This is a genomic window from Streptomyces sp. NPDC094143, from assembly GCF_040303825.1.
Lineage (GTDB): Bacteria > Actinomycetota > Actinomycetes > Streptomycetales > Streptomycetaceae > Streptomyces.
Genome location: NZ_JBEOTZ010000028.1, coordinates 85256 through 107448, shown reverse-complemented (window position 1 = coordinate 107448; position 22193 = coordinate 85256). Strand labels below are relative to the sequence as shown.

The window sequence follows — 22193 nt, the reverse complement described above, 5'->3', positions numbered from 1 at the left end:
GGACAGCGGTGCGGGCCCCGCGGGTGGTGGTGGCGACAAGGGCGCAGCGGCGAGCGGTGCGGGCCCCACGGGTGGCAGGGCTGACGGGGCCGGGGTGGACAGCGGTGCACGTCCTGCGGCTGGCGGTGGCGACAAGGGCGCAGCGGCCAGCGGTTCGCGTCCCACCGGTGGCGCGGCCGACAAGGCCGGAGCGGAAGCGGGCGGCGGGACTCGCGGCGCCGGTCACGGGAACGACCCGGCCGGTGAGACATCCGGCTTCGAGGCGGGTGTGGCCGGGGCACCGCGTACCGACACCGTCTCCGCTGTCGTGCGGCAGTGGCGGGCCGTGCACCCCGGCCTCGACACGGGACCGATGGAGATCATCGGCCGGATCAACCGCTGCGCCGCCCTGCTCCAGCAGGCCGAGGACGCCCCGCTGCGCCGGGCCGGACTGAGCCGCCCCGAGTTCGATCTGCTCGGCGCGCTGCGCCGCACCGGGCACGAGCTGACGCCGGGGGAGCTGGCGCGAGAGACCTTCTCCTCGGGCGCCGCCGTCACCAAGCGGCTCAAGCAGCTGACGGAGCGCGGCCTGGTCGAGCGCCGCGGCGACGCCCGCGACCGCCGCGTCGCCCACCTGCGCCTCACCGACGCCGGCCGCGACCTCGTCGACGGCATCCTGCCGGCCCAGCTCGCCTACGAGACCGCCGTGCTGTCCGGACTGGACGGCCCGGAGCAGGGCGAACTTTCCGCGCTGCTGGGGGAATTGCTCGCCCAGCTGGAAGGCAGGCTGGGCGCGCTGCGGGCCTGAGAAGCCGGCCCGTAGGCAGCGCACCCTGCTTTCCGAGCCTGTCGGGCGATCCGATCCCGTCGGTCAGGCCGAGCCTGTCGGTCGATCCGATCCCGTCGGTCAGGCCGACCCGGTCGGACGAGACCCGTCAGCCGGGCCGAACCCGGTGGACGAGCCGGACGTCAGCCGGGCCGAACCCGGTGGACGAGCCGGCTGTCAGCCGGGCCGAATCCCCCGGTCAGGCCATCCCCGCCGGTCAGGCCGCGTCAGATGCCCGGGCGGTAGCGGATCGGATGGTCGGCCGGGACCTCCACCAGCACGATCGGCGTGCCGTCCGGGTCCGCGATCCACATCTCGACCAGCCCCCAGGGCTCCTTCACCGGAGGCCGCACGATCTCCACGCCCTTCGCCGTCAGCTCGTCCCGGGCCGCCGTCACGTCGTCGACCTGGAGCCAGAGCCGCACGGCGGGCGAGGGCGGTGTCTCGGCCCGCCCCGAGACCTCCAGGAAGCCCCCGCCCAGGAAGTAGACCGTGCCGCGCTCGGGCCCGGTCCCGAACTCCCGGTAGACGGCGAGCCCTAGCTGTTCGCCGTAGAAGGCCCGGGACTTGTCGGGGTCGGTGGGGCGGAGCAGGATCCGGCTGCCGAGTACATGCACCATGCACCCGAGACTAGTGGCAGGGTTACGCTCGACCCTGCCCGAGCCGCGCCCAGGACACGGAGACGTACGCCCATGGACACCCTTGCCACCGGACTGACCTTCCGCGACGCCACCGACGGGGACGTGGACGAACTGGTCGCGCTGATCGAGTCGGCCTACCGGGGCGAGGCCAGCCGGGCCGGGTGGACCACCGAGGCGGACATCCTCGCGGGGCAGCGGACCGACCCGGAGGGGGTACGGGCCGTCATCAAGGCGGCCGACAGCCGGCTGCTGACCGTGGAGCGGGAGGGCCGGATCGTCGCCTGCTGCCAGCTGGAGCACCGCGGTGACCACGCCTACTTCGGGATGTTCTCGGTCAGCCCCGCACTCCAGGGCGCGGGCCTCGGAAAGGTGATCATCGCCGAGGCGGAGCGGCAGGCCCGTGAGACCTGGGGTGTGACGGAGATGCGCATGACCGTGATCTCCGTCCGTGACGACCTCATCGCCTGGTACGAGCGCCGCGGCTACCGCCGCACGGGCCGGATGACCCCGTTCCCGTACGGCGACGAGCGCTTCGGCATCCCGCTCCGCGACGACCTGCAGTTCGAGCTGCTGGTCAAAAAGCTCGGCTAGCCCTCAGGCCGTGAAGCGGCCGGTGCGCTTGATGTCCGGGTGGTCGGTGGTCGCGCCGTCCAGGCCGAACGCCCGGACCAGACGCAGATGGTCCTGCGTGTTCACCACCCAGCCGATGACCCTCAGGTCGGCCTGGCGGGCGCGCTCCACGATCTCCAGGGTGAGCCGGCGGATGTTGAGGCAGACGGTCTCGGCGCCGGCCGCGACGGCGCGGTCCACGACGTCCGTGCCGTAGCGGCTGGCGATCAGCGCCGTGCGCACCCCCGGCACCAGTGGCTTGATCTCGGCGATCGCCTCGTCGTGGAACGAGGACACCTCCACCCGCCCGGCCAGCCCCCGCTCGTTCATCACCCGCGCCAGGGCCCGCGCCGCCCGCGCGTCCTTGATCTCCGCCTGGAGCGGTGCCTGGACGGCCTCCAGGACCTCCTCGAAGACCGGCACCCGCTCGCCCCGCCCCGCGTCCAGGGTCCGCAGCTCGGCGAGGGTCTTCTCGGCGATCGGCCCGGTGCCGTCGGTCGTGCGGTCCACGTCCGTGTCGTGCATGACGACGAGCGCGCCGTCCTTGCTCAGGTGCAGATCGAGTTCGATGGCGTCGAGGCCGGCCTCCTGGGCGGCGACGAAGGACCTGAGGGTGTTCTCGGGCTCCACACCCATGACTCCGCGGTGACCGATGGTGAGGAAGTTCAAGACGCGACTCTCTTCCGTCGACAGGCGGCAGTGCGGGCCCGCAGGGCCCACCCGACCGTATCGCCTGCGCCCCCTCCTTGCGGAGAGTGAGCGTATGGTCGGCGCGCGCACGGGCATAAGCGTGATCGGCAGGAAAAAGTGCGGTGAAGGGCGGGGTGCGGCAGGATAATTTCCCGAGGTGGCCCTTGCTGGGAGGAACCTCGTGTGTATACGGTCTGCATACGTGAGATTCTCCCGTGGAGGATGGGACATGACGGAAATTCTTGTGCAAGTGGGTTCGGAGGGCGGGGTTCCTCCCGTGGCCAGGGTGGTGGAGCACCCGGCATGGCCCGTGCTCAAGGATGCCGTGGAGCGGATCCGGCCATGGCAGTCCAAGGACGGGTCGATCGACTTCGACGCCGAGGGCGCGCCCGACCCGGCCGACGCCGAGCTCGCCGTCCGGCAGGTCGCCGACGCGGTCCTGGAGCTCTCCCCGCTGCTCCCGCACGACCAGGCGTACCACGAGGCCCTGGCCAAGGACCTGACCCGGTGGGCCGACAGCGGCTTCCAGGTGCCCGACTTCCTGGACTCGCTGCTCGCCTTCCAGCCGGCGCAGAACCGCCGGGACGGTCTGCAGCACCTGGTCGTCTTCCCGATGTACACGCAGAACGGCAACCCGGACCGCAACCTCGAAGCGGTCGTGCTGCGCATGGTCTGGCCGGACTGGCTGGCCGAACTGGAGCGCACCCGCTACGACAACCCGCTGTTCTGCGGCATCAAGTTCGAGGACTTCACCTCCGGCTACGACACCAACTCGGCCGTGCTGTTCCCGGAGACCATCGCCGTGCGCGAGGCGCCGGAGCGGTTCACCTGGGGCGGCATCTTCTGCGACCGCGAGGCCGCCCGCTTCCGCCGCGTGACCGACGCCGCCGTCGACATCCTGGGCCTGGAGCTGCCCGAGGACGTCGCCGCGATGGTCCACGACCAGAAGCGCTGCGAGGAGGCGTTCGTCCTGTGGGACATGGTCCACGACCGCACCCACAGCCACGGCGACCTGCCCTTCGACCCGTTCATGATCAAGCAGCGCCAGCCGTTCTGGATGTACGGCCTGGAGGAGCTGCGCTGCGACCTCACCGCCTTCAAGGAGGCCGTGAAGCTGGCGGCCGAGGGCGTACCGCAGGCGCGCGACGTCCAGGTCGCGGTCCTCTTCGACCGCATGTTCCGCTTCCCGGTCACCGGCGAGCGCGTGCGCAACTACGACGGCCTCGGCGGCCAGCTCCTCTTCGCCTACCTGCACAAGCACGACGTCGTCCGCTGGACCGACAACAAGCTCACCATCGACTGGGAGCGCGCCCCGCAGGTCACCAACGAGCTGTGCGGCGAGATCGAGCAGCTGTACCGCGACGGCATCGACCGGCCCAAGCTCGTCCACTGGTTCGCCGGGTACGAGCTCGTCTCCACGTACCTCTCCCCGCACCCGGGCTCCAAGTGGGCCAAGGGCCCCGACGCCCTGGACCTGACGCAGCCGCCGCGCAGACTCGTCGATGACGTGCTTCCGGACGAGTTTCCGCTGAGCATGTTCTATGAGGCACTGTCCAAGAAGCTGAAGAACGTGATCGCCTCCACCAAGGGCATCACGGCGGACGGCGCCGAGCGGATCGCCGCGTGAGCGATCGGCAGACCGGGAACACTGCTCAGGAGGCGAAGAACATGGCGGGGAACGGGGCGCTCAGCGGTGCGGTGATCGCGGTGGCCGGCGCGGGCGGGCCGGCGGGCCGGGCGGCGCTGCTCAGGCTGGCCGAGGCGGGAGCGACCGTCATCGGCTCGGACAACGACCCGGAGCGGCTGGCGGAGGCGGTGGACGCGGCGAGCTACGCGACCGGCGGCGCCACCGTCACCGGCGACACCGTCGACCTGCTCGACCTGCAGGCCACCCGCGACTGGGCCGCCCGGATCGAGAAGGACTTCGGCCGCGTCGACGGCCTGGTCCACCTCGTCGGCGGCTGGCGCGGCAGCGAGACCTTCACCAGGACCAGTCTGGACGACTGGGACTTCCTGGAGATGCTGCTGGTGCGCACGGTGCAGCACACGTCCCTCGCCTTCCACGAGGCGCTGCAGCGCAGCGACCGCGGCCGGTACGTGCTGATCAGCGCCGCCGGGGCCACCAAGCCCACCGCGGGCAACGCCGCCTACGCGGCGGGCAAGGCGGCGGCCGAGGCGTGGACGCTGGCCATGGCCGACTACTTCCGCAAGGCCGGGGGTCCCGAGGGTGCGACCTCGGCGGCTGCGATCCTGGTGGTGAAGGCACTGGTGCACGACGCGATGCGCGCCGACCGCCCCAACGCGAAGTTCGCGGGCTTCACCGACGTCAAGGACCTGGCCGAGGCCATCACCGAAGTCTGGGAGAAGCCCGCCGCCGAAGTGAACGGAAAACGTCTGTGGCTCACCGAGAAGCCGTGAACCCGCCGAAGACCGACGCCCGCCGCCACCACGACCCCGAGGTCCGCGGTTTCGCCAGCGACAACTACGCCGGTGCCCACCCGGAGGTGCTCGCCGCCCTGACCCTGGCCAACGGCGGGCATCAGGTCGCCTACGGCGAGGACGCCTACACCGAGAACCTGCAGAGCGTCGTCCGCAGCCACTTCGGGGCCTCGGCCGAGGCGTTCCCGGTCTTCAACGGCACCGGCGCCAACGTCGTCGCGCTCCAGGCGGTCACCGACCGCTGGGGCGCGGTGATCTGCGCCGAGAGCGCGCACATCAACGTCGACGAGTGCGGCGCGCCCGAGCGGGTCGGCGGGCTGAAGCTGCTCACCGTCCCGGCGCCCGACGGCAAGCTCACGCCCGAGCTGATCGACCGGCAGGCATACGGCTGGGACGACGAGCACCGGGCGATGCCGCAGGTCGTGTCGATCGCCCAGGCCACCGAGCTGGGCACGGTCTACACACCGGACGAGATACGCGCCCTGTGCGAGCACGCCCACGCGCACGGCATGAAGGTGCACCTGGACGGCTCCCGGCTGGCCAACGCCGCCGCCACCCTGAACGTCCCGATGCGGACGCTCACCGACGTCGCCGGCGTCGACATCCTGTCCCTGGGCGGCACGAAGAACGGCGCCCTCTTCGGCGAGGCCGTCGTGGTCCTCAACCAGGACGCCGTCAGCCACATGAAGCACCTGCGCAAGCTGTCCATGCAGCTCGCCTCCAAGATGCGGTTCGTGTCCGTGCAGCTGGAGGCCCTGCTCGCCCGGGACCTGTGGCTGCGCAACGCCCGGCACGCCAACGAGATGGCCCAGCGCCTCGCCGAGGGCGTGCGGTCCGTGCACGGCGTGGAGATCCTCTACCCGGTGCAGGCCAACGCGGTCTTCGCGCGCCTGCCCCACGACGTGAGCGAGCGCCTGCAGAAGCGCTTCCGCTTCTACTTCTGGGACGAGGCCGCGGGTGACGTCCGCTGGATGTGCGCGTTCGACACGACCGAGGAGGACGTGGACGCGTTCCTCGCGGCGCTGAAGGAGGAGATGGCCCGTTAGGGCCATCTCCCCTGCGACTACCGTCAGTTGACGAGAATCCGCGCGATGTTGTTGCGCAGGTTCGGGTCGAACTCACGGATGCTCAGCTCCGGGTCGTCGTTGAGGGTCGCCACGGTGGTCTGCGCCCCGCGCACCACCCGGTCGATCCGCAGCGGGATCTCGAAGGTGTAGGACGCCTTGTCGTGCAGGTGGATCGGTGTGCGGCAGTAGTAAGTGGCGGGGGACGCGCCGTCCTCCGCCGGCCGGCACCGGTCCTCCGGCAGGGGGCCGACCGTGGTCCCCTCCGGCGCCCGGAACCGTACGGTGGCCACGGAGGCTCCCGCGCCCAGCGACGCCACCCAGGCCGGGCCGCGGTTGTGGACGGTGATCGCGGCGGTCACGGTGTCACCCGCGGCCCCGCGCACCCTGCTGCCGGTGAGCTGCAGGTCGGCGGTGTTCCGGGCGTCGAGGATGACGGCCTGGTAGTTGTCCTGCGGGTCGATGTCGGGCTCCGACGCCGCCGCCGCCCGGGTCGCCACGGGCCGCAGGTCCAGCTCGGGGCCCGTGCCCCGGGACCACGTCCACTCGCCGCGGGCTGCCTTCAGCGCCTCGTCCGAGTACGGCTGGACGGACTGGTCGAACCGCTCGTACATCGCCTTGCGCCCGACGCCCAGGCGGGTCGTCATCGTGTACCGCTGCCCGGGCGCCACCGCCTCGTCCAGCACGCACAGGGCTCCCGTCCCGGTGGTGTGGTCCCGGTATTCGCAGTTCGCGTGCCGCTCCTCGAAGCGCAGCCCGTACGAGGCGCTGATCCACATCAGGGTGCGCTCGGCGGTGCGGTTGCCGGTGTTGGACACCGTCGCGGGCACGCTCGTCCCGGTGCCCGGCTTCAGGTCGCGCTGGTAGGGGGCCTGGCTGAGGCCGAGGTCCGGCCCGTTGCCCAGGCCGACCCGGGTCTCACCGGCGTGGGAGGTGAACTCCCCGGCGGTGGCCGAATAGCGCACGTACCCGGAGGCGCCGAGGTCCGCTCCGGGCAGCGCCCGCAGCCCGAACGTGGCGGCCGCCACGGTGTCCGTCCCCTCCGTCATCTCCGGGAACGCGCAGACCGCCCTGACCTCCGACTCGGGCGCGCAGTTCGCCGGCCACGACACCAGGGCGAAGGCGGCGACCTCGCTCACGTCGACCGTCAACCGCCCGGCCGGCACGCTGCCGTCCGCGACATCTCTGCTGACCGACACCTCCAGGCTGCGCTCGCGGGCGCTGCCGTCCGCCTCCGCGCCCGGCAGCACCGTCTCGTACGGTGCGCTGATCCACAACTGGTTCTCCACGGCCTGCGCGGGCGCGCCCCCGATTCCCCCGGCCGCGAGGGCGCCGCACGTGACCGCGGCCCCTGCCAGACGTCGTAGGTGCTTCATGTCCCCCTCCTCGTCACCGATCCGTGAACCCGAGACCCGTGGTTCCGGGGAAGGGTTGTGGCGGGGCCGGGGGTTGCGGCGGTGTTCGGCCGTCTTCCGCGGCCGTGCACAGGTATGCGCACGTCTCAACTGTTGATCCCGCGTTCAATGGAGTGGACTGACGAGTCCTGTATGATGCACCATGCTCGCGCTCCCCACCGCACTCCGAGGCCCGACCATGACACTCACGCTCACCGTGTCCGACGACGTCCGCGCGCTCGCGCCCGGTTTCACCCATGTCGCGATCGAGGCGCACGGCCTGGTCAACGGGCCGAGCACGGATGCCGGCGCGCAGCTGCTGGACGACGCCGCCCGTCGGCTCGCGGCCCGGCTGGACGGCCGCGCCCCGCACGAGGACCCGCACATGGCGGCCTGGCGCACGGCCTACACGGCCTTCGGCGCGAAGCCGTCGCGCACCCGCAACTCCGCGGAGGCCCTGGCCAAGCGGGCCCTGACGGACGCCGGCCTGCCCCGCGTCAACCTGCTCGTCGACCTCTACAACGCCGTCAGCGTCGCCCATCTGATCCCGGTCGGCGGCGAGGACCTCGACCGCGTCCAGGGCGGCATGCGCCTGGTGCGGGCCACGGGCGCGGAGGACTTCGTGACCGTCGCGGGCGGCGAGGAGACCGTCGAGCACCCCGAAGCGGGCGAAGTGGTGTGGTGCGACGACGCGGGCGTGACCTGCCGGCGCTGGAACTGGCGCCAGGGGCCGCGCACCCGGCTCACCGAGCGGACGACCTCGGGCATCTTCCTGCTGGAGAGCATGGCCCCGATGCCGGTCGCCGGGGTGACGGCGGCCGCGGCGGAACTGGCCGAGCTGCTGGAGAAGTTCAGTCCGGGCGCGGACATCGAGATCCGCGCCCCCTGGTCCGCCGCCTGAGCCGCCTGAGCCGCGGACGCCCGGGCGTCAGTGCGCCTCGGCCGCCCGCACCTGCTCCGGCGTCGGGGCCGTGCCGCCGAGGTGCGCCGGCATCCACCAGGTGTCGTCCGGGCCCTTGGGGCGTACGGGGTAGGCGCGCTGGGCGGCCTCCAGGAGTTCCTGGACGCGGTCGCGCAGCTGCCGCGTGATCGCGCCCGCGTACTTGTCGCGCGAGGCCTCGATCGCCTCGCCCACCCGGATGGTGACGGGGATGTGGCTGCGCTTGAAGTTGCGCGGCTGGCCCTTCGTCCACAGCCGCTGCGTGCCCCACACCGCCATCGGGATCAGCGGCACCCCGGCCTCCTGCGCCAGGCGCGCGGCGCCCGTCTTGAAGCTCTTGAGCGTGAAGGACGGCGAGATCGTGGCTTCCGGGAAGACCCCGACGATCTCGCCCGACCGCAGCGAGTCCAGGGCGTGTGCGTAGGCGGCCTCGCCCTGCTTGCGGTCCACGGGGATGTGCTTCATCCCGCGCATCAGCGGACCGGAGATCCGGTGCCGGAAGACCGACTCCTTCGCCATGAAGCGCACGAGACGTTTCTGCGGCAGCGCCGCCAGGCCGTTGAAGACGAAGTCCAGGTAACTGATGTGGTTGCTCACCAGCACGGCGCCGCCCGAGCGCGGGATGTTCTCCGAACCCTGACAGTCGATCTTGAGATCCCACACCTTGAACAGCGTGCGGGCGAAACCGACGACGGGACGGTAGACGAGCTCTGCCATGGGCGGTTCGGACCCTTCCTGCTCTGCCTGGGAAGGGATTCCCAGCGGACAAGTTACGCAGCCGTAGGTTTACGGCTTGTCGCAGATGGTGCCCCAAGAACGGCCGGGTAGCCAGTCTCCGTGCCCCCAGCCGGAGAGATTCTCGTCACGTAGCCGCCGATCCCCACCTCGTCCTTTTACGCCCGCATTACTCCGCGCGCACCGTCACGCGCCGCACCAGCAGGTACAACTCGCAGCCCAGGCAGTACCCGAACGCCGCGTTCGGAAAAGCGGCCGCGAGCGCCGCGCCGGCCGCCGCGAGTCCGAGCCACTCGGGGCCCAGGGTGTAGCCCACGAGGCCGAGCCCGGCGAACAGCAGCCCCACCGCCTGGGCGGAACGCGGCGGTTCGGGCGCCTCGAAGGCGGCCGGCGGCCCGAGCCGCGGCCGTACGGCACGGGCGAACAGCCATCCGTACGGCGACCGGCGCACCCCGCCCGCCGCTCCCAGCAGGAACGCCAGCGTCTGCCACGCCAGCAGCCACGCGCCCCCCCGTGATCAGTACCGCCGCCGGCACGACGGTCGTGACGGCCGCGCCGAAGCGCGGCCCTCTTGCGTCGAGGTCCATGGGAACCAAGCATTCCGCAGCCACGCGCCGTTGCGGGAGCGGGAATCTTTGCGGTCTCGTGAACGCTTGCAGCAGATGATGACCGGACTGGTGGTGTGCGTGACGGTGCTCGCGGCGGCGAGCGCCTTCGGAGTGCTGCACAAGCGGCGGAGCGGGAGAGTGCGGGTGCGCGGGCGGGACGAGGACAGGCGGCTCGGTGCGGCGGACCTGGGCGCGGAGCTCGGGAAGAGGGCCACTCTCGTGCAGTTCTCCAGCGCGTTCTGCGCGCCCTGCCGCGCCACCCGGCGGGTTCTCGGAGAGGTCGCCGGTCTGGTTCCGGGCGTGACCCACGTCGAGATCGACGCCGAGGCACAGCTGGAGCTCGTGCGGCGGCTGGACATCCTCAAGACCCCGACCGTGCTGGTCCTGGACGCCGAGGGCCGGGTGGTGCGGCGGGCCGTGGGGCAGCCGCGCAAGGCCGACGTGATCGCGGCGCTGGGGGAGGCGGTGTGAGGGGCATGGCGCCGTCGGTGAGTCATCTCCCACATCAGGAAACGAACTTGACTGCGCCGACCCTTTATCGTCAGTCTGACCCCATGCCTGCGGACCTTCTGACCACGACCGATCTCTTCCGCTCGGTCTTCCGGCGGCACGCCGCGGGCGTCGCCGTCATCACCGCCCGTGGCGACGCCGGTCCGGTGGGCTTCACCGCCACCTCCCTCACCTCCGTCTCCGCCGAGCCGCCCCTGCTCTCCTTCGGCGTCGGCACCAGCGCCTCCAGCTGGCCCGCGATGGCCGAGGCCGGCCACGTCGGCGTCCATGTCCTCGGCGAAGACCAGCAGGAGCTGGCCGCCACCTTCGCCCGCAGCGGAGCCGACCGCTTCGGCGCGCCCACCGCCTGGCGGGAAGGGCCCGAGGGTGTCCCCGTACTGGACGGCGTGCTCGCCTGGCTGGTCGGCCGGGTCGTCGCGCGCGTACCGGCCGGGGACCACCGCATCGTCATCGCCGAGGTCGTGCACGGAGACCTCACCGGCACCGGCCGTCCCCTCCTCTACCACCAGGGACGTTTCCGGCGCCTGGGCGGCTGATCCGGGCCTCTCCCCGGACTGCGTGACCGTCGAGTTCCGGTTACGCTGCGTTGCGAAGGTCACAGTTCAAAGCGCTTGCTTAGCGGGAACGAACTCTGTGTACTGACGAGTAATATTTCGCTCGGAGCGTGGGTCGCCCCGACCGGGATCGGCCGCTTGAGGCGCCTATGCTGCCTGCAAGAGGCAGCCGAGAAATGACGATGCAGTAGGAGAGCCGGCGTGAGCTTGAGGATCGTTGTCACTGTGAAGTACGTGCCCGACGCCACTGGCGACCGGCACTTCGCCGATGACCTGACCGTCGACCGGGACGACGTGGACGGTCTGCTCTCCGAACTCGACGAGTACGCGGTCGAGCAGGCACTGCAGATCTCCGAGAACTCCGACGACGACGTGGAGATCACCGTCCTGACGGTGGGCCCCGAGGACGCCAAGGACGCCCTGCGCAAGGCGCTGTCCATGGGCGCCGACAAGGCGATCCACGTCGAGGACGACGACATCCACGGCACCGACGCCATCGGCACCTCCCTGATCCTGGCCAAGGCGATCGAGAAGGCCGGCTACGACCTGGTCATCTCCGGCATGGCCTCCACCGACGGCACCATGGGCATCGTCCCCGCGCTGCTCGCCGAGCGCCTGGGCGTCCCGCAGGTCACCCTGCTCTCCGAGGTCTCGGTCGAGGACGGCACCGTCAAGGGCCGCCGCGACGGCGACGCCGCCTCCGAGAACCTGGAGGCCTCCCTGCCGGCGGTCGTGTCCGTGACCGACCAGTCGGGCGAGGCGCGTTACCCGTCCTTCAAGGGCATCATGGCGGCCAAGAAGAAGCCGGTGGAGTCCTGGGACCTGTCCGACCTCGACATCGAGGCCGAGGAGGTCGGCCTGGAGGGCGCCTACACGGTCGTCGACGGCGCGACCGAGCGCCCGGCCCGTACCGCGGGCACGATCGTCAAGGACGAGGGCGAGGGCGGCAAGCAGCTCGCTGAGTTCCTCGCGGGCCAGAAGTTCATCTGAGCCCCGCATTCGCCGACCGCCCCTCATCTTTCGCAAGCAGGAGAGAAGAAGTCCCATGGCTGAAGTTCTCGTCTACGTCGACCACGTGGACGGTGCCGTCCGCAAGCCCACCCTGGAGCTGCTGACCCTCGCCCGCCGCATCGGCGACCCCGTCGCCGTCGCGCTGGGCAACGGCGCCGCCGGCACCGCCGCCACCCTCGCCGAGCACGGCGCGGTCAAGGTGCTCACCCACGAGGCCGCCGAATACGCCGACTACCTGGTCGTGCCGAAGGTCGACGCCCTCCAGGCGGCGCACGAGGCCGTCTCCCCGGCCGCCGTGCTGGTCCCCTCCTCCGCCGAGGGCAAGGAGATCGCCGCCCGCCTGGCGCTGCGCCTGGGCTCCGGCATCATCACCGACGCCGTCGACCTGGAGGCCGGCGACGAGGGCCCGGTGGCCACCCAGTCGGTGTTCGCCGCGTCCTTCACCACCAAGTCCCGCGTCTCCAAGGGCACCCCGGTCATCACGGTCAAGCCGAACAGCGCCGCCGTCGAGGCCGCCCCGGCCGCAGGCAGCGTCGAGGCCCTGAACGTGTCCTTCTCCGCTCAGGCCACCGGCACCAAGGTCACCGGCCGTACGCCGCGTGAGTCCACGGGCCGTCCGGAGCTGACCGAGGCCGCGATCGTGGTCTCCGGTGGCCGTGGCGTCAACGGCGCGGAGAACTTCGCGATCATCGAGGCGCTCGCCGACTCCCTCGGCGCGGCCGTCGGTGCCTCGCGCGCCGCGGTGGACGCCGGCTGGTACCCGCACACCAACCAGGTCGGCCAGACCGGCAAGAGCGTGTCGCCGCAGCTGTACATCGCCTCCGGCATCTCCGGCGCGATCCAGCACCGCGCCGGTATGCAGACCTCGAAGACGATCGTGGCGATCAACAAGGACGCCGAGGCCCCGATCTTCGACCTCGTCGACTACGGCGTCGTCGGCGACCTCTTCGACGTCGTCCCGGCCCTGACCGAGGAGATCAAGGCCCGCAAGGGCTGATCGCCTCCCCGGCAGCAGCAGGCCCCCGTGACCGCGCGAACGGTCGCGGGGGCCTCTTGTCATCCCAGGGTCATCGAGGCCTGCACCGGCAGATGGTCGCTCGGGTAGGTCCCGTTCAGGCTGAAGGTGTTCATCCGGGCCCAGTGCGTGGTGACCCCGGGCGTGGTGAGGATCCAGTCGATGCGCCGCCCGCCGGGCCTGGGTCCCCGGTAGCCGTGGTACGTCCCGTACGCGGGGCCCCGCGAGGCCGCCGTGTCCCAGGCGTCCACCAGTGGGATGTCCAGCATGAGGTCGTACACCCGGTTGTGGTGGGCGTCCGCGTTGAAGTCCCCGGTGACGATGACCGGCAACGACCGGTCCCACTGGGCGATCGTCTCGCCGATGAGCCCCGCGGAGCGCTCCCGGGCGTACTGGCTGACGCTGTCCAGGTGGGTGTTGAGGACGTAGAACTCCCGTCCGTCGCGGGCGAGATCGGCGAAACGGACCCAGGTGACCATGCGCAGCCAGTCCGCGCCCCAGGTGTTCGAGGCGATCGTGTACGGGGTGCCGGACAGCCAGAAGTGATCGAACTCGACCGGGTCGAGTCTGTGTGTGTCGTAGAAGATCGCCATGAACTCGTCCTTGCTGCCGCCCCCGCGTCCGACGCCGATCCAGTCGTAGTGCTCGCCCAGATCCGTCCGGATCGCGCGCACCTGCCGGTAGAGCCCTTCCTGGGTGCCGATGACGTGCGGTCGCTCGCGGCGCAGCAGTTCCCGCATCACCGGCCGGCGCACGGACCAGCGCGGTGTCTCGTCGACGACGGTCCCGAAGCGCACGTTGAACGTCATGACGTTCAGTGCGCCCGCGTGCTCGCCGGCGGTGGCGGGCCGGGTGGGCCCCGCGGTGGTGAGCAGCGGTCCCGCGACGGCGGCGGCCGCCGCTGCCTTGAGCCCGTGGCGGCGCGTCACTCGGGCCTCGTTCGGCACGTGATCTCCCTCCCCTTGCACGTCAGGATGAAGCCTGCCTGCTCAATACGGAAGTTGAGGGCGGGTCTGCAGCGATCGAGGGGGAAGGATGGGGAATCCCACGTCAGGGCGGTGTTGACCAGGCCGAAGGTCGGCCGATAACTTCGCTCTACGGATTATTGATTCCGTACAGCGGAATACAGGAGGATCGCGGAATGGGTCAGGGCCAGCAGGAGAAGGTGGCGACGAGCCTCGCGGGCGCCGTCAGCGAGGAGATCAGCGCCTCCCTCGCCCCGGTCGACGCCGAACTGGAGCGCCGCTACCCCGGAGACCCCGGCACCCGCCAGCCCGTCCACACCGTCTACGTGCCCGGCGACGCCTTCGCCGCCGACACGATCCGCTCCTGGGGCGACCGGGCCCTGGCCGCCCTGGACGAACACGCACCCGACGCCGCTGCCTTCGCCGCCGTCCTCGGCCTGCCCGGGGAACTCGCCGAGCCCGTCCACGCGCGCGTGCGGGCGAAGCTGGAGCGCGAGCCGATCGAGGACCTGCGCGTCGACTTCGAGGACGGCTACGGCGGCCGCCCCGACGCCGAGGAGGACGAGGCCGCCGCCCGCGCCGCCCGGATCGTCGCCGAGGCGTATGCCGAGGGCACCGCGGCGCCCTACATGGGCATCCGCATGAAGTGCATGGAAGCGCCCGTGCGCGCCCGGGGCATCCGCACCCTCGACATCTTCCTCACCGGCCTGATGGAGGCCGGTGGCCTGCCCGCGGGCCTGGTCCTCACCCTGCCCAAGGTGACCTACGCCGAGCAGGTCACCGCCATGGCCCGGCTGCTGGACGCCTTCGAGGAGACCCACGGCCTCGAACCCGGCCGGATCGGCTTCGAGATCCAGATCGAGACCAGCCAGTCCATCCTCGCCGCCGACGGCACCGCCACCGTCGCCCGCATGATCCAGGCCGCCGAGGGCCGCGCCACCGGACTGCACTACGGCACCTTCGACTACAGCGCCTGCCTCGGCGTCTCCGCCGCCCACCAGGCGAGCGACCACCCCGCCGCCGACCACGCCAAGGCCGTCATGCAGGTCGCCGCGGCCGGGACGGGTGTCCGCGTCTCGGACGGCTCCACCAACGTCCTGCCGGTCGGCCCCACCGAGAAGGTGCACGTCGCCTGGCGCCTGCACTACGGCCTCACCCGCCGCGCCCTGACCCGCGCCTACTACCAGGGCTGGGACATGCACCCCGGCCACCTCCCCACCCGGTATGCGGCCGTCTTCGCCTTCTACCGCGAGGGCTTCGAACAGGCCGCCGCCCGCCTCACCCGCTACGCCAACCGCACCGCCGGCGACGTCATGGACGAACCCGCCACCGCCAAGGCCCTCAGCGGCTACCTGCTGCGCGGCCTGGACTGCGGCGCCCTCGACATCGGCGAGGTCGCCCGGCTCACCGGCCTGACCCGGACCGACCTGGAGAGCTTCGCGACACCCCGCCGAGGCGACCTGACCGCGTCCGCCTGAAGGGTCCGCCGGCCGGCCCGTACCGGCCCGGTCACAGCCCGCACCACAACGCTGTCGCCGTCACCGCGGCCCCGTAGTCTGTGCGCCACATACGGACGCGTCAGCGGATCCGGTGGGCTCGAGGGAACGGGGCAGCGGTGTCGACGGGGGAGTACGGGCAGGCGGACGGGACCGGCCGGCTGCTGGCGGGCAGGTACCGCGTCACGGCCCAGCTGGGGCGCGGCGGCATGGGCGTCGTCTGGAAGGCCGTCGACGAGGTCCTCGGCCGCGAGGTCGCCGTCAAGGAACTGCGCACCTACACCGACGCGCCCGGTCCCGAACTGGCCGGTCTGCAGCTGCGCATGCAGCGCGAGGCGCGGGCGGCGGCCCGGGTCCGTCACCCCGGCGTCATCGCCGTGCACGACATCGCCGAGGTCGACGGGCGCCCGCTCATCGTCATGGAACTGGTCGACGGACCGTCACTGGACGACGTCCTGCGCGACCGCGGCACGCTGGACCCGCACGAGGCCGCAGGGATCGGCGCGAAGGTCATGGAGGCGCTGGCCGCCGCCCACCGGGTGGGCGTCCTGCACCGGGACGTGAAGCCCGGCAACATCCTGCTCGACCACTCCGGCCGGGTCGTCCTCACGGACTTCGGCATCGCCACCATGGACGACCCGGGCGACGGCTCGGCCACGCACCTGACCCGCAGCGGCGAACTCGTCGGCTCCCTGGACTACCTGGCCCCCGAGCGGGCCCAGGGCGCCGAGCCGGGCCCCGCCTGCGACGTCTGGGCCCTGGGCGCAACGCTGTACGCGGCCGTCGAGGGCGCCTCGCCGTTCCGCCGCACCTCCACGTTCTCCACGCTCACCGCGATCGTCACCGAGCCGCTGCCCGAGCCCCGCCGCGCCGGCCCGCTCGCCCCGGTGCTGCAGCGCCTGCTGGACAAGCGTCCCGAGGCCCGCCCCGAGGCCGGCCAGGCCCGCGAACTGCTCCGGGCGGTGGCGGAGTCGGGCGGCACGGACACGCCGACGTCGACCCTGCGCGGCCCGGCGGCCACGCCCCCGCGCCCGGAGACCGAGCGCAGTGTGCCGTCGGTGCCGCCGGGGTTCGGACCGCCGCAGCAGCCGCTCCAGGGCGCCGCCGCGCCACAGGAGAGCCGGGACACGGGATTCGGCCCGCCCTCCGGGGCGTCCGGTACCGGGGGCACGGCGGGCCAGGACGCGCCCGGCAGTCGCCCGCAGGGTCCCAGCGCCGGTTTCCCGGGCGCCGGCCCGCAGGATCCGGGCACCGGCTTCCCGGGCGCCCCCGGCACCGGTGCGCAGGCGTCGGGTCCGCACGGCCCGGGCGCCGGCACGCAGGGTTTCGGTCCGGGCGAGGTGAGCGGCACCGCCCCGACCGGCCCGGTGAGCCCTCACCCCACCGCCCGCCGCAAGAAGACCCGCGCCCTCCTCGCCGCCGCGGCCGTCGCCGTCGTCCTCGCGGTGGCCGGCACCACGGTCGCCCTGCTCGGGAAGGGGGACGGCTCGGCACCGGACGCACGGCCCGACGTCGCCGGAGCCGCGGCCTCCGAACCCGGTCGCACCGACGACGGCTCGAACGCCCCGAGGCCCACACGGCAGGGAGACGGGAAAGACGGGAAGGCAGACGGCAAGGGCGAGGACCCGTCCGCGAAGCCCGGGGACGAGAACACGCCCGAGCCCTCCGGCCGGCCCTCCACCTCGGCCCCCGCCAAGTCCTCCGGAGGCGGCTTTGGAACCGGCGGTACGACCGGCGGCGGTACGAGCACCCCGGCCCCGGCCTGCCACGCCATCGGCGGCGGCAAGTACGACTGCCAGGTCTGGAAGACCGCCGACTCCTACACGGCCTCCGGCACCAAGGTGGGCATCCTCAACGCCGGCACCAACTACTTCTACTGCCAGCAGAACCTGGGCCGCCGCGAGACGTACGGCGAGTGGACCAACGTCTGGTGGGCGAAGACCGACGACGACAGCGGCAACACGGACGTCTGGGTCAGCGACGTCTACGTCAGGGGCGGTGACAACGACGGGCCCGTCCCCGGGCTCCCGCTCTGCTGACGGCGCACCGCGGCCGCCGCGTACCGCTCAAGACCGGAGGCCGTCACCAGTTTCTCCTCGACGAACAGCCGGGTGCCCCGCTCGCACAGCCGCCGGTCGGCGCGGGCCTGTGCGCAGAACTCCTCGGGCACCACCCCGAACAGCTCCCGCAGCCGCGGCAGCGCGACGAGCAGTTCGGTGAGCAGCTGGCGCTGACCGGGGTGGGTGCGCGGCACGCCCGTGCCGTCGTGCAGGACGCCGTGCCGGTTGACGTAGGCGTACGCGCCGGGCAGCCGCGTACCGTCCGCCAGGTCGACCCGTAGGTCGGGTGCGGGCAGCCAGGCCCGGTCGAAGTTGCCGCCCGGCACCGGTACACCCTCGCTCGCGTCGATCACCGCGAGCTGCTCGGCGTCCAGCCAGAGCACGAACAACGCGCGCACGGTGTCCGGGGCGCCGACCGGCGACGCCGACACGTAGCCCATGCGGCTCACATGCGCGGAGACCCCGGCGTCGACGCCGGTCACCCGGGCCTGCACCATCGGCAGCGGCGTGCTGATACCGAACTCGCGCATCTTGTGCCGCAACTGGCCCGGGGAGCCGTTGGAGCCGATGGCGAGGACGGGCGTGCGGTCGTCGTACACCAGCCGCTCGGGCGGCAGGAAGCGGTCCCCGTCGAGGATCCCCGAGCCGGCGGGCCACGCGCCCGGATACAGCAGGGGATGCCGGCGCGGCGCGTCGGCGAGGCCGAGGGCTCGCAGCGTCCGTTCCACGGGGCGGGGCATGGCCGCTCAGTCCGCCGGGGGGATCTCGCCCGAGCCGCGGGTGATCAGACGGGTCGGCAGTTCGATGCGCTCGGGGCTGAGCAGGCTGCCGTCCAGCTGCCGGAAGAGACGTTCCGCCGCGGTGCGGCCGATGTCCGCCGCGTCCTGGGCGACGACCGTGACGCCCGGCTGCAGCAGGTCGGCCAGCTCGATGTCGTCGAAGCCGACGAGGGCGACCCGCCGGGTCTGCTCGGCGAGCACCCGGATCACGGTGACCGTCACCCGGTTGTTGCCCGCGAAGATCGCGGTGACCGGGTCCGGCCCCGACAGCATCTCCTCGGCGGCCCTGCGCACCCGCTCGGGGTCGGTGACCCCGAGGGACATCCAGGAGTCCGCCACCGGTATGCCCGCGTCCTCCATCGCGGCCCGGTAGCCGCGCAGCCGCTCGGCGGCGGTGTGGATGCGGGGCATGTCACCGACGAAACCGATCCGGCGGTGCCCGTGCGCGATGAGATGGGCCACGCCGTCGCGGGCGCCGCCGAAGTTGTCCGACAGCACCACGTCGGCGTCGATGTGCCCGGCCGGCCGGTCCACGAACACCGTGGCCACGCCCGCCTTGAGCTCCGGTTCCAGATACCGGTGGTCGTCCCCGGCAGGGATGACCACCAGCCCGTCCACCCGCCGGGCGCACAGGGCCAGCACCAGTTCCTGCTCGCGCTCCGGGTCCTCCGCGCTGGAGCCGTTGATCAGCAGGGCGCCGTGTGCGCGGGCCACCTCCTCGACCGACCGGCTCAGCGGTCCGTAGAACGGGTCCGCGAGGTCCTCCAGGACCAGGCCGATGCTCGCCGTGCGGCCCTTGCGCAGCACCCGCGCGCTGTCGTTGCGGCGGAAACCGAGCGCGTCGATCGCCTCCTGGACCCGTCGCTCCGTCTCCGGCGTGACCCCCGGCTCTCCGTTCACGACCCGCGAGACCGTCTTGAGGCCGACCCCGGCACGGGCGGCGACGTCCTTCATCGTCGGACGGTTGCCGTAGCGCGTTGCGGATCGGAGGTGCGTCTGGGGCACGGTGCGGTGTCCTGTCCTGTCGTCCACGGGGATGCGTCGGTCCTGGGTCTGTATGAGGATGTGGCGTCGAGCATAGAGCCTGGACAACGTTGTCAGGCTCGGGGGAGACTGTCCACCGCGAACTCCGGACCGGCGCACCGCCGCAGGGCCGGTCCGCGCTTTGCCCTGCCCGATGGCTATTCTCGGCGTTTTTCTCATGGTTGACGGGGAGATCCGACACTGATGCACACCGACCTCGTGGCCGCGCTCGACATCGGCGGCACCAAGATCGCCGGCGCTCTGGTGGACGGCCAGGGCCGGATCCTGGCACGCGCCCAGCGGCCGACGCCCGCCCGGGAGGACGGCGACACCGTGATGCGGGCGGTGGAGCAGGTGCTCGGCGAGCTCGGCGCGTCGCCGCTGTGGCCGCGCGCCACGGCCGTCGGGATCGGCAGCGCCGGGCCCGTGGACGCCTCGGCGGGGACGGTCAGCCCGGTGAACGTGCCCGGCTGGCGCGACTACCCGCTCGTCGCCCGGGTCCGGGCCGCGACCGGGGACCTGCCCGTGGAGCTGATCGGCGACGGTGTGGCGATCACGGCGGCGGAGCACTGGCAGGGCGCCGCCCGCGGCCACGACAACGCCCTGTGCATGGTGGTCTCCACCGGCGTCGGCGGCGGTCTGGTGCTCGGCGGGCGGCTGCACGCCGGGCCCACCGGCAACGCCGGGCACATCGGCCACATCAGCGTCGACCTCGACGGCGACCTGTGCCCCTGCGGCTCGCACGGCTGCGTGGAGCGCATCGCCAGCGGCCCCAACATCGCCCGCCGCGCCCTGGACAACGGCTGGCGGCCCGGCCCGGACGGGGACACCTCCGCCGCCGCGGTGGCCGCCGCCGCCCGGTCCGGCGACCCGGTCGCCGTCGCCTCCTTCGAGCGGGCCGCCCAGGCCCTGGCCGCCGGGATCGCCGCCACCGCCACCCTCGTGGAGATCGACATCGTCGTGATCGGCGGGGGAGTGGGCAAGGCGGGCGACATCCTCTTCACGCCCCTGCGCGAGGCCCTGCGCACCTACGCGACCCTGTCCTTCGTCCAGCACCTCACCGTGGCACCGGCCCAGATGGGCACGGACGCGGGCCTGGTGGGGGCGGCGGCGGCCGTGCTGACCCGGCGGACGGACCCGGCGGCCGCGGGGGTCTGACTGCCGGCAGGAACGTTCAGGCAGAGGGGTGCGGCGTTCCCCGCACCCCACCGCTCCCTGATCCGGAGGGGACCCCTCCGAACGGCGCGGCATCCGGCCCCGCGTGAGTCTCCTTGTGGTCTTCTCCGGGCTCGTCCTCATGACCGGATGGGCGGCGGCCCCGGCCGCACCGGCCTTCGCCGCGGTCGCGCCGGTGCGCGACCGGCGCCTCGACCGGACACCCGCCGGGACGGGACCCGCCCGGCGGGACCCGCCGGGACGGGACCCGCCGGGACGGGACCCGCCGGGACGGGACCCGCCGGGACGGGACCCGCCGGGACGGGACCCGCCGGGACGGGACCCCCGCGGCCCGGCTGCTGGGACCGGCGCCCGCCTGCCTGCGCCTTCTGACAGGGCGCTCGCCGTGGCGGCCGTCCCGGCCGACCTCCGGCTCGTGTCGGCGGTGGTCGTGTTCGGGGCGGACGGGGTCTTCACCGAGGAGTGGACGGGACAGCCCGGCATGGTCGATCCCGCCGGGCGCGGACACCAGACCGCGGTGGAGAGCGTGCCGCGGAGGTGGCGTGGTGAAGCGCCGGAGCGGCGGTCCTCGCCCGGTGCCGGCTCACCGCGGGTGGGCACCTGCCGCGCGTGGCATGGTGGCTCGGCACCTTCGACATCGACCGCGCCTGCTGCGGGCCGGCCCGCAGCAGGGCCGGCCGCTCTGTCCCTGAATTCGACCGCATGTCCGTGCGATGTGGCACGATCGCGCATGTGAGCAGCAGCAGACCCGCCTCGGCCCAGCGGCTGAGCGATCTCGCCCGGCTGCGCCGGGTCAAGGACCGGATCGACCGGGAGTACGCGCAGCCGCTGGACGTCGAGGCGCTGGCACGGGGGGTGCACATGTCGGCCGGACATCTCAGCCGCGCGTTCCGTCAGGCGTACGGCGAGTCGCCGTACAGCTACCTCATGACGCGCCGTATCGAGCGCGCGATGGCGCTGCTGCGCCGCGGCGACCTCAGCGTCACACAGGTGTGCTTCGAGGTCGGCTGCTCGTCGCTGGGCACCTTCAGCACCCGCTTCACCGAGCTGGTCGGCATGCCCCCCAGCGCCTATCGGCGGGAGGCGGCGCGAGCGACCGCCGGGATCCCGTCGTGCGTCGCCAAGCAGGTCACCAGACCGGTCAGGAATCGAGAAGCGCCCACCACGAGCCGAAACTAGCGTGAGGGCCATGGACCTCAACATTCACGCCAGCTTCCTGCCGCACGACGACCCGGACGCCGCCCTGGCGTTCTACCGCGACACCCTCGGCTTCGAAGTCCGCAACGACGTCGGGTACGAGGGCATGCGCTGGATCACGGTCGGCCCCGCCGGCCAGCCCGGCACCAGCATCGTGCTGCACCCGCCGGCCGCCGACCCGGGCATCACCGACGACGAGCGCCGCACCATCACCGAGATGATGGCCAAGGGCACCTACGCCAGCATCGTGCTGTCCACCACCGACGTCGACGGCGTCTTCGAGCGGCTGCAGGCGGGCGACGCCGAGGTGGTGCAGGAACCGGTGGACCAGCCCTACGGCGTCCGCGACTGCGCCTTCCGCGACCCCGCGGGCAACATGGTCCGCATCCAGCAGCTCAAGGGGCAGTAGCAGCCCCCGCAGTACCCACCCCGCGCCGCGCCCCGAGGGGTGCGGCGCGGGGACGAGACCGTCCGAGCGCGGC

General features: G+C 72.5%; 22 protein-coding genes and 1 pseudogene. 15 read left to right on the top strand and 8 right to left on the bottom strand.

From position 1 onward, the window contains the following. Positions 1-268: 268 nt before the first annotated feature. Positions 269-787 (top strand): MarR family winged helix-turn-helix transcriptional regulator, encoded by a 519-nt coding sequence (locus tag ABTZ58_RS29545; protein ID WP_351363163.1) that lies wholly within the window; start codon positions 269-271, stop codon positions 785-787. Positions 788-1032: 245 nt separating this feature from the next. Here the strand turns inward: ABTZ58_RS29545 and ABTZ58_RS29540 are convergent, their stop codons facing one another. Then, on the bottom strand, positions 1033-1425 hold the full coding sequence (locus ABTZ58_RS29540) for a VOC family protein (RefSeq protein ID WP_309096800.1): 393 nt from the start codon (positions 1423-1425) through the stop codon (positions 1033-1035). Between the two features lie 72 nt (positions 1426-1497). Here ABTZ58_RS29540 and ABTZ58_RS29535 point away from each other — a divergent pair, with 72 nt between their 5' ends. After that, on the top strand, positions 1498-2037 hold the full coding sequence (locus ABTZ58_RS29535) for a GNAT family N-acetyltransferase (RefSeq protein WP_351363117.1): 540 nt from the start codon (positions 1498-1500) through the stop codon (positions 2035-2037). A gap of 3 nt (positions 2038-2040) precedes the next feature. On the opposite strand, the gene ABTZ58_RS29530 is transcribed toward ABTZ58_RS29535, so the two are convergent. Next, positions 2041-2724, bottom strand: coding sequence for a glycerophosphodiester phosphodiesterase (locus ABTZ58_RS29530; RefSeq protein WP_351363115.1), 684 nt, complete (start codon positions 2722-2724; stop codon positions 2041-2043). A 250-nt stretch (positions 2725-2974) separates the two neighbouring features. Between ABTZ58_RS29530 and ABTZ58_RS29525 the strand changes: the two genes are divergently transcribed. The 3 genes from ABTZ58_RS29525 to ABTZ58_RS29515 are packed head-to-tail and all read left to right on the top strand — an operon-like array spanning position 2975 to position 6230. Then, on the top strand, positions 2975-4372 hold the full coding sequence (locus tag ABTZ58_RS29525) for a DUF6421 family protein (RefSeq protein ID WP_351363112.1): 1398 nt from the start codon (positions 2975-2977) through the stop codon (positions 4370-4372). A 41-nt stretch (positions 4373-4413) separates the two neighbouring features. Further along, positions 4414-5163 carry an SDR family NAD(P)-dependent oxidoreductase gene (locus tag ABTZ58_RS29520; RefSeq protein WP_351363160.1) on the top strand — a complete coding sequence of 250 codons (750 nt, stop codon included), beginning with the start codon at positions 4414-4416 and terminating at the stop codon, positions 5161-5163. Next, complete coding sequence (locus ABTZ58_RS29515) at positions 5160-6230, top strand: threonine aldolase family protein (protein WP_351363109.1); 1071 nt, start codon at positions 5160-5162, stop codon at positions 6228-6230. The genes ABTZ58_RS29520 and ABTZ58_RS29515 overlap by 4 nt, the downstream gene beginning before the upstream one ends. Positions 6231-6253: 23 nt before the next feature. On the opposite strand, the gene ABTZ58_RS29510 is transcribed toward ABTZ58_RS29515, so the two are convergent. Beyond that, positions 6254-7624, bottom strand: a complete 1371-nt coding sequence (locus tag ABTZ58_RS29510; protein WP_351363106.1) for a hypothetical protein — start codon at positions 7622-7624, stop codon at positions 6254-6256. A 217-nt stretch (positions 7625-7841) separates the two neighbouring features. On the opposite strand from ABTZ58_RS29510, the gene ABTZ58_RS29505 reads away from it, so the two are divergent. Then, entirely contained in the window at positions 7842-8543 is a 702-nt protein-coding gene (locus ABTZ58_RS29505; RefSeq protein ID WP_351363103.1) for a B3/B4 domain-containing protein, read from the top strand. Positions 8544-8570: 27 nt separating this feature from the next. On the opposite strand, the gene ABTZ58_RS29500 is transcribed toward ABTZ58_RS29505, so the two are convergent. Then, positions 8571-9299 carry a lysophospholipid acyltransferase family protein gene (locus ABTZ58_RS29500; RefSeq protein ID WP_309096807.1) on the bottom strand — a complete coding sequence of 243 codons (729 nt, stop codon included), beginning with the start codon at positions 9297-9299 and terminating at the stop codon, positions 8571-8573. Between the two features lie 187 nt (positions 9300-9486). After that, positions 9487-9904 (bottom strand): annotated as a pseudogene (locus tag ABTZ58_RS29495) (DUF4395 domain-containing protein). 78 nt (positions 9905-9982) lie between these two features. Between ABTZ58_RS29495 and ABTZ58_RS29490 the strand changes: the two are divergent. The 4 genes from ABTZ58_RS29490 (at position 9983) to ABTZ58_RS29475 (ending at position 12997) form a co-directional block, all read left to right on the top strand. Continuing rightward, positions 9983-10396, top strand: a complete 414-nt coding sequence (locus ABTZ58_RS29490) for a TlpA family protein disulfide reductase (RefSeq protein ID WP_351363157.1) — start codon at positions 9983-9985, stop codon at positions 10394-10396. 83 nt (positions 10397-10479) lie between these two features. After that, positions 10480-10971, top strand: a complete 492-nt coding sequence (locus ABTZ58_RS29485) for a flavin reductase family protein (protein ID WP_351363100.1) — start codon at positions 10480-10482, stop codon at positions 10969-10971. A 219-nt stretch (positions 10972-11190) separates the two neighbouring features. After that, positions 11191-11979, top strand: coding sequence for an electron transfer flavoprotein subunit beta/FixA family protein (locus tag ABTZ58_RS29480; RefSeq protein ID WP_309096809.1), 789 nt, complete (start codon positions 11191-11193; stop codon positions 11977-11979). 55 nt (positions 11980-12034) lie between these two features. Next, positions 12035-12997 (top strand): electron transfer flavoprotein subunit alpha/FixB family protein, encoded by a 963-nt coding sequence (locus ABTZ58_RS29475; RefSeq protein ID WP_351363096.1) that lies wholly within the window; start codon positions 12035-12037, stop codon positions 12995-12997. 59 nt (positions 12998-13056) lie between these two features. Here ABTZ58_RS29475 and ABTZ58_RS29470 read toward each other — a convergent pair whose 3' ends face one another. Further along, positions 13057-13962 carry an endonuclease/exonuclease/phosphatase family protein gene (locus ABTZ58_RS29470; protein ID WP_351363094.1) on the bottom strand — a complete coding sequence of 302 codons (906 nt, stop codon included), beginning with the start codon at positions 13960-13962 and terminating at the stop codon, positions 13057-13059. 194 nt (positions 13963-14156) lie between these two features. Here ABTZ58_RS29470 and ABTZ58_RS29465 point away from each other — a divergent pair, with 194 nt between their 5' ends. Both ABTZ58_RS29465 and ABTZ58_RS29460 read left to right on the top strand, forming a co-directional pair. Beyond that, positions 14157-15458: a DUF6986 family protein gene (locus ABTZ58_RS29465; RefSeq protein ID WP_351363091.1), complete on the top strand. Its 1302-nt coding sequence runs from the start codon at positions 14157-14159 to the stop codon at positions 15456-15458. A gap of 137 nt (positions 15459-15595) precedes the next feature. Next, positions 15596-17515 (top strand): serine/threonine-protein kinase, encoded by a 1920-nt coding sequence (locus ABTZ58_RS29460; RefSeq protein WP_351363087.1) that lies wholly within the window; start codon positions 15596-15598, stop codon positions 17513-17515. On the opposite strand, the gene ABTZ58_RS29455 is transcribed toward ABTZ58_RS29460, so the two are convergent. Then, the gene (locus tag ABTZ58_RS29455) at positions 17461-18276 is read right to left on the bottom strand and encodes a hypothetical protein (protein ID WP_351363084.1); all 816 of its coding nucleotides are present in this window, start codon (positions 18274-18276) and stop codon (positions 17461-17463) included. The genes ABTZ58_RS29460 and ABTZ58_RS29455 overlap by 55 nt on opposite strands. Positions 18277-18282: 6 nt before the next feature. Further along, positions 18283-19269: a LacI family DNA-binding transcriptional regulator gene (locus ABTZ58_RS29450; protein WP_375141736.1), complete on the bottom strand. Its 987-nt coding sequence runs from the start codon at positions 19267-19269 to the stop codon at positions 18283-18285. A gap of 273 nt (positions 19270-19542) precedes the next feature. On the opposite strand from ABTZ58_RS29450, the gene ABTZ58_RS29445 reads away from it, so the two are divergent. The 3 genes from ABTZ58_RS29445 (at position 19543) to ABTZ58_RS29435 (ending at position 22120) form a co-directional block, all read left to right on the top strand. Continuing rightward, positions 19543-20496 carry an ROK family protein gene (locus ABTZ58_RS29445; protein ID WP_351363081.1) on the top strand — a complete coding sequence of 318 codons (954 nt, stop codon included), beginning with the start codon at positions 19543-19545 and terminating at the stop codon, positions 20494-20496. 720 nt (positions 20497-21216) lie between these two features. Beyond that, positions 21217-21693, top strand: coding sequence for a helix-turn-helix transcriptional regulator (locus ABTZ58_RS29440; RefSeq protein WP_351363078.1), 477 nt, complete (start codon positions 21217-21219; stop codon positions 21691-21693). Positions 21694-21703: 10 nt separating this feature from the next. Next, a complete protein-coding gene (locus ABTZ58_RS29435; RefSeq protein WP_351363075.1) occupies positions 21704-22120 on the top strand; it encodes a VOC family protein in 417 nt (138 codons plus the stop codon). Positions 22121-22193: the final 73 nt, after the last annotated feature.

What these genes read in the sequence shown, in the direction of transcription:
- ABTZ58_RS29535 (WP_351363117.1), top strand. Translation starts at nt 1,498, where the DNA reads ATGGACACCCTTGCCACCGGACTGACCTTCCGCGACGCCACCGACGGG.
- ABTZ58_RS29500 (WP_309096807.1), bottom strand. Translation starts at nt 9,299, where the DNA reads ATGGCAGAGCTCGTCTACCGTCCCGTCGTCGGTTTCGCCCGCACGCTG.
- ABTZ58_RS29440 (WP_351363078.1), top strand. Translation starts at nt 21,217, where the DNA reads ATGTCCGTGCGATGTGGCACGATCGCGCATGTGAGCAGCAGCAGACCC.
- ABTZ58_RS29435 (WP_351363075.1), top strand. Translation starts at nt 21,704, where the DNA reads ATGGACCTCAACATTCACGCCAGCTTCCTGCCGCACGACGACCCGGAC.
- ABTZ58_RS29510 (WP_351363106.1), bottom strand. Translation starts at nt 7,624, where the DNA reads ATGAAGCACCTACGACGTCTGGCAGGGGCCGCGGTCACGTGCGGCGCC.
- ABTZ58_RS29520 (WP_351363160.1), top strand. Translation starts at nt 4,414, where the DNA reads ATGGCGGGGAACGGGGCGCTCAGCGGTGCGGTGATCGCGGTGGCCGGC.
- ABTZ58_RS29540 (WP_309096800.1), bottom strand. Translation starts at nt 1,425, where the DNA reads ATGGTGCATGTACTCGGCAGCCGGATCCTGCTCCGCCCCACCGACCCC.
- ABTZ58_RS29525 (WP_351363112.1), top strand. Translation starts at nt 2,975, where the DNA reads ATGACGGAAATTCTTGTGCAAGTGGGTTCGGAGGGCGGGGTTCCTCCC.
- ABTZ58_RS29485 (WP_351363100.1), top strand. Translation starts at nt 10,480, where the DNA reads ATGCCTGCGGACCTTCTGACCACGACCGATCTCTTCCGCTCGGTCTTC.
- ABTZ58_RS29475 (WP_351363096.1), top strand. Translation starts at nt 12,035, where the DNA reads ATGGCTGAAGTTCTCGTCTACGTCGACCACGTGGACGGTGCCGTCCGC.
- ABTZ58_RS29505 (WP_351363103.1), top strand. Translation starts at nt 7,842, where the DNA reads ATGACACTCACGCTCACCGTGTCCGACGACGTCCGCGCGCTCGCGCCC.
- ABTZ58_RS29455 (WP_351363084.1), bottom strand. Translation starts at nt 18,276, where the DNA reads ATGCCCCGCCCCGTGGAACGGACGCTGCGAGCCCTCGGCCTCGCCGAC.
- ABTZ58_RS29490 (WP_351363157.1), top strand. Translation starts at nt 9,983, where the DNA reads ATGACCGGACTGGTGGTGTGCGTGACGGTGCTCGCGGCGGCGAGCGCC.
- ABTZ58_RS29450 (WP_375141736.1), bottom strand. Translation starts at nt 19,269, where the DNA reads ATGAAGGACGTCGCCGCCCGTGCCGGGGTCGGCCTCAAGACGGTCTCG.
- ABTZ58_RS29465 (WP_351363091.1), top strand. Translation starts at nt 14,157, where the DNA reads ATGGGTCAGGGCCAGCAGGAGAAGGTGGCGACGAGCCTCGCGGGCGCC.
- ABTZ58_RS29445 (WP_351363081.1), top strand. Translation starts at nt 19,543, where the DNA reads ATGCACACCGACCTCGTGGCCGCGCTCGACATCGGCGGCACCAAGATC.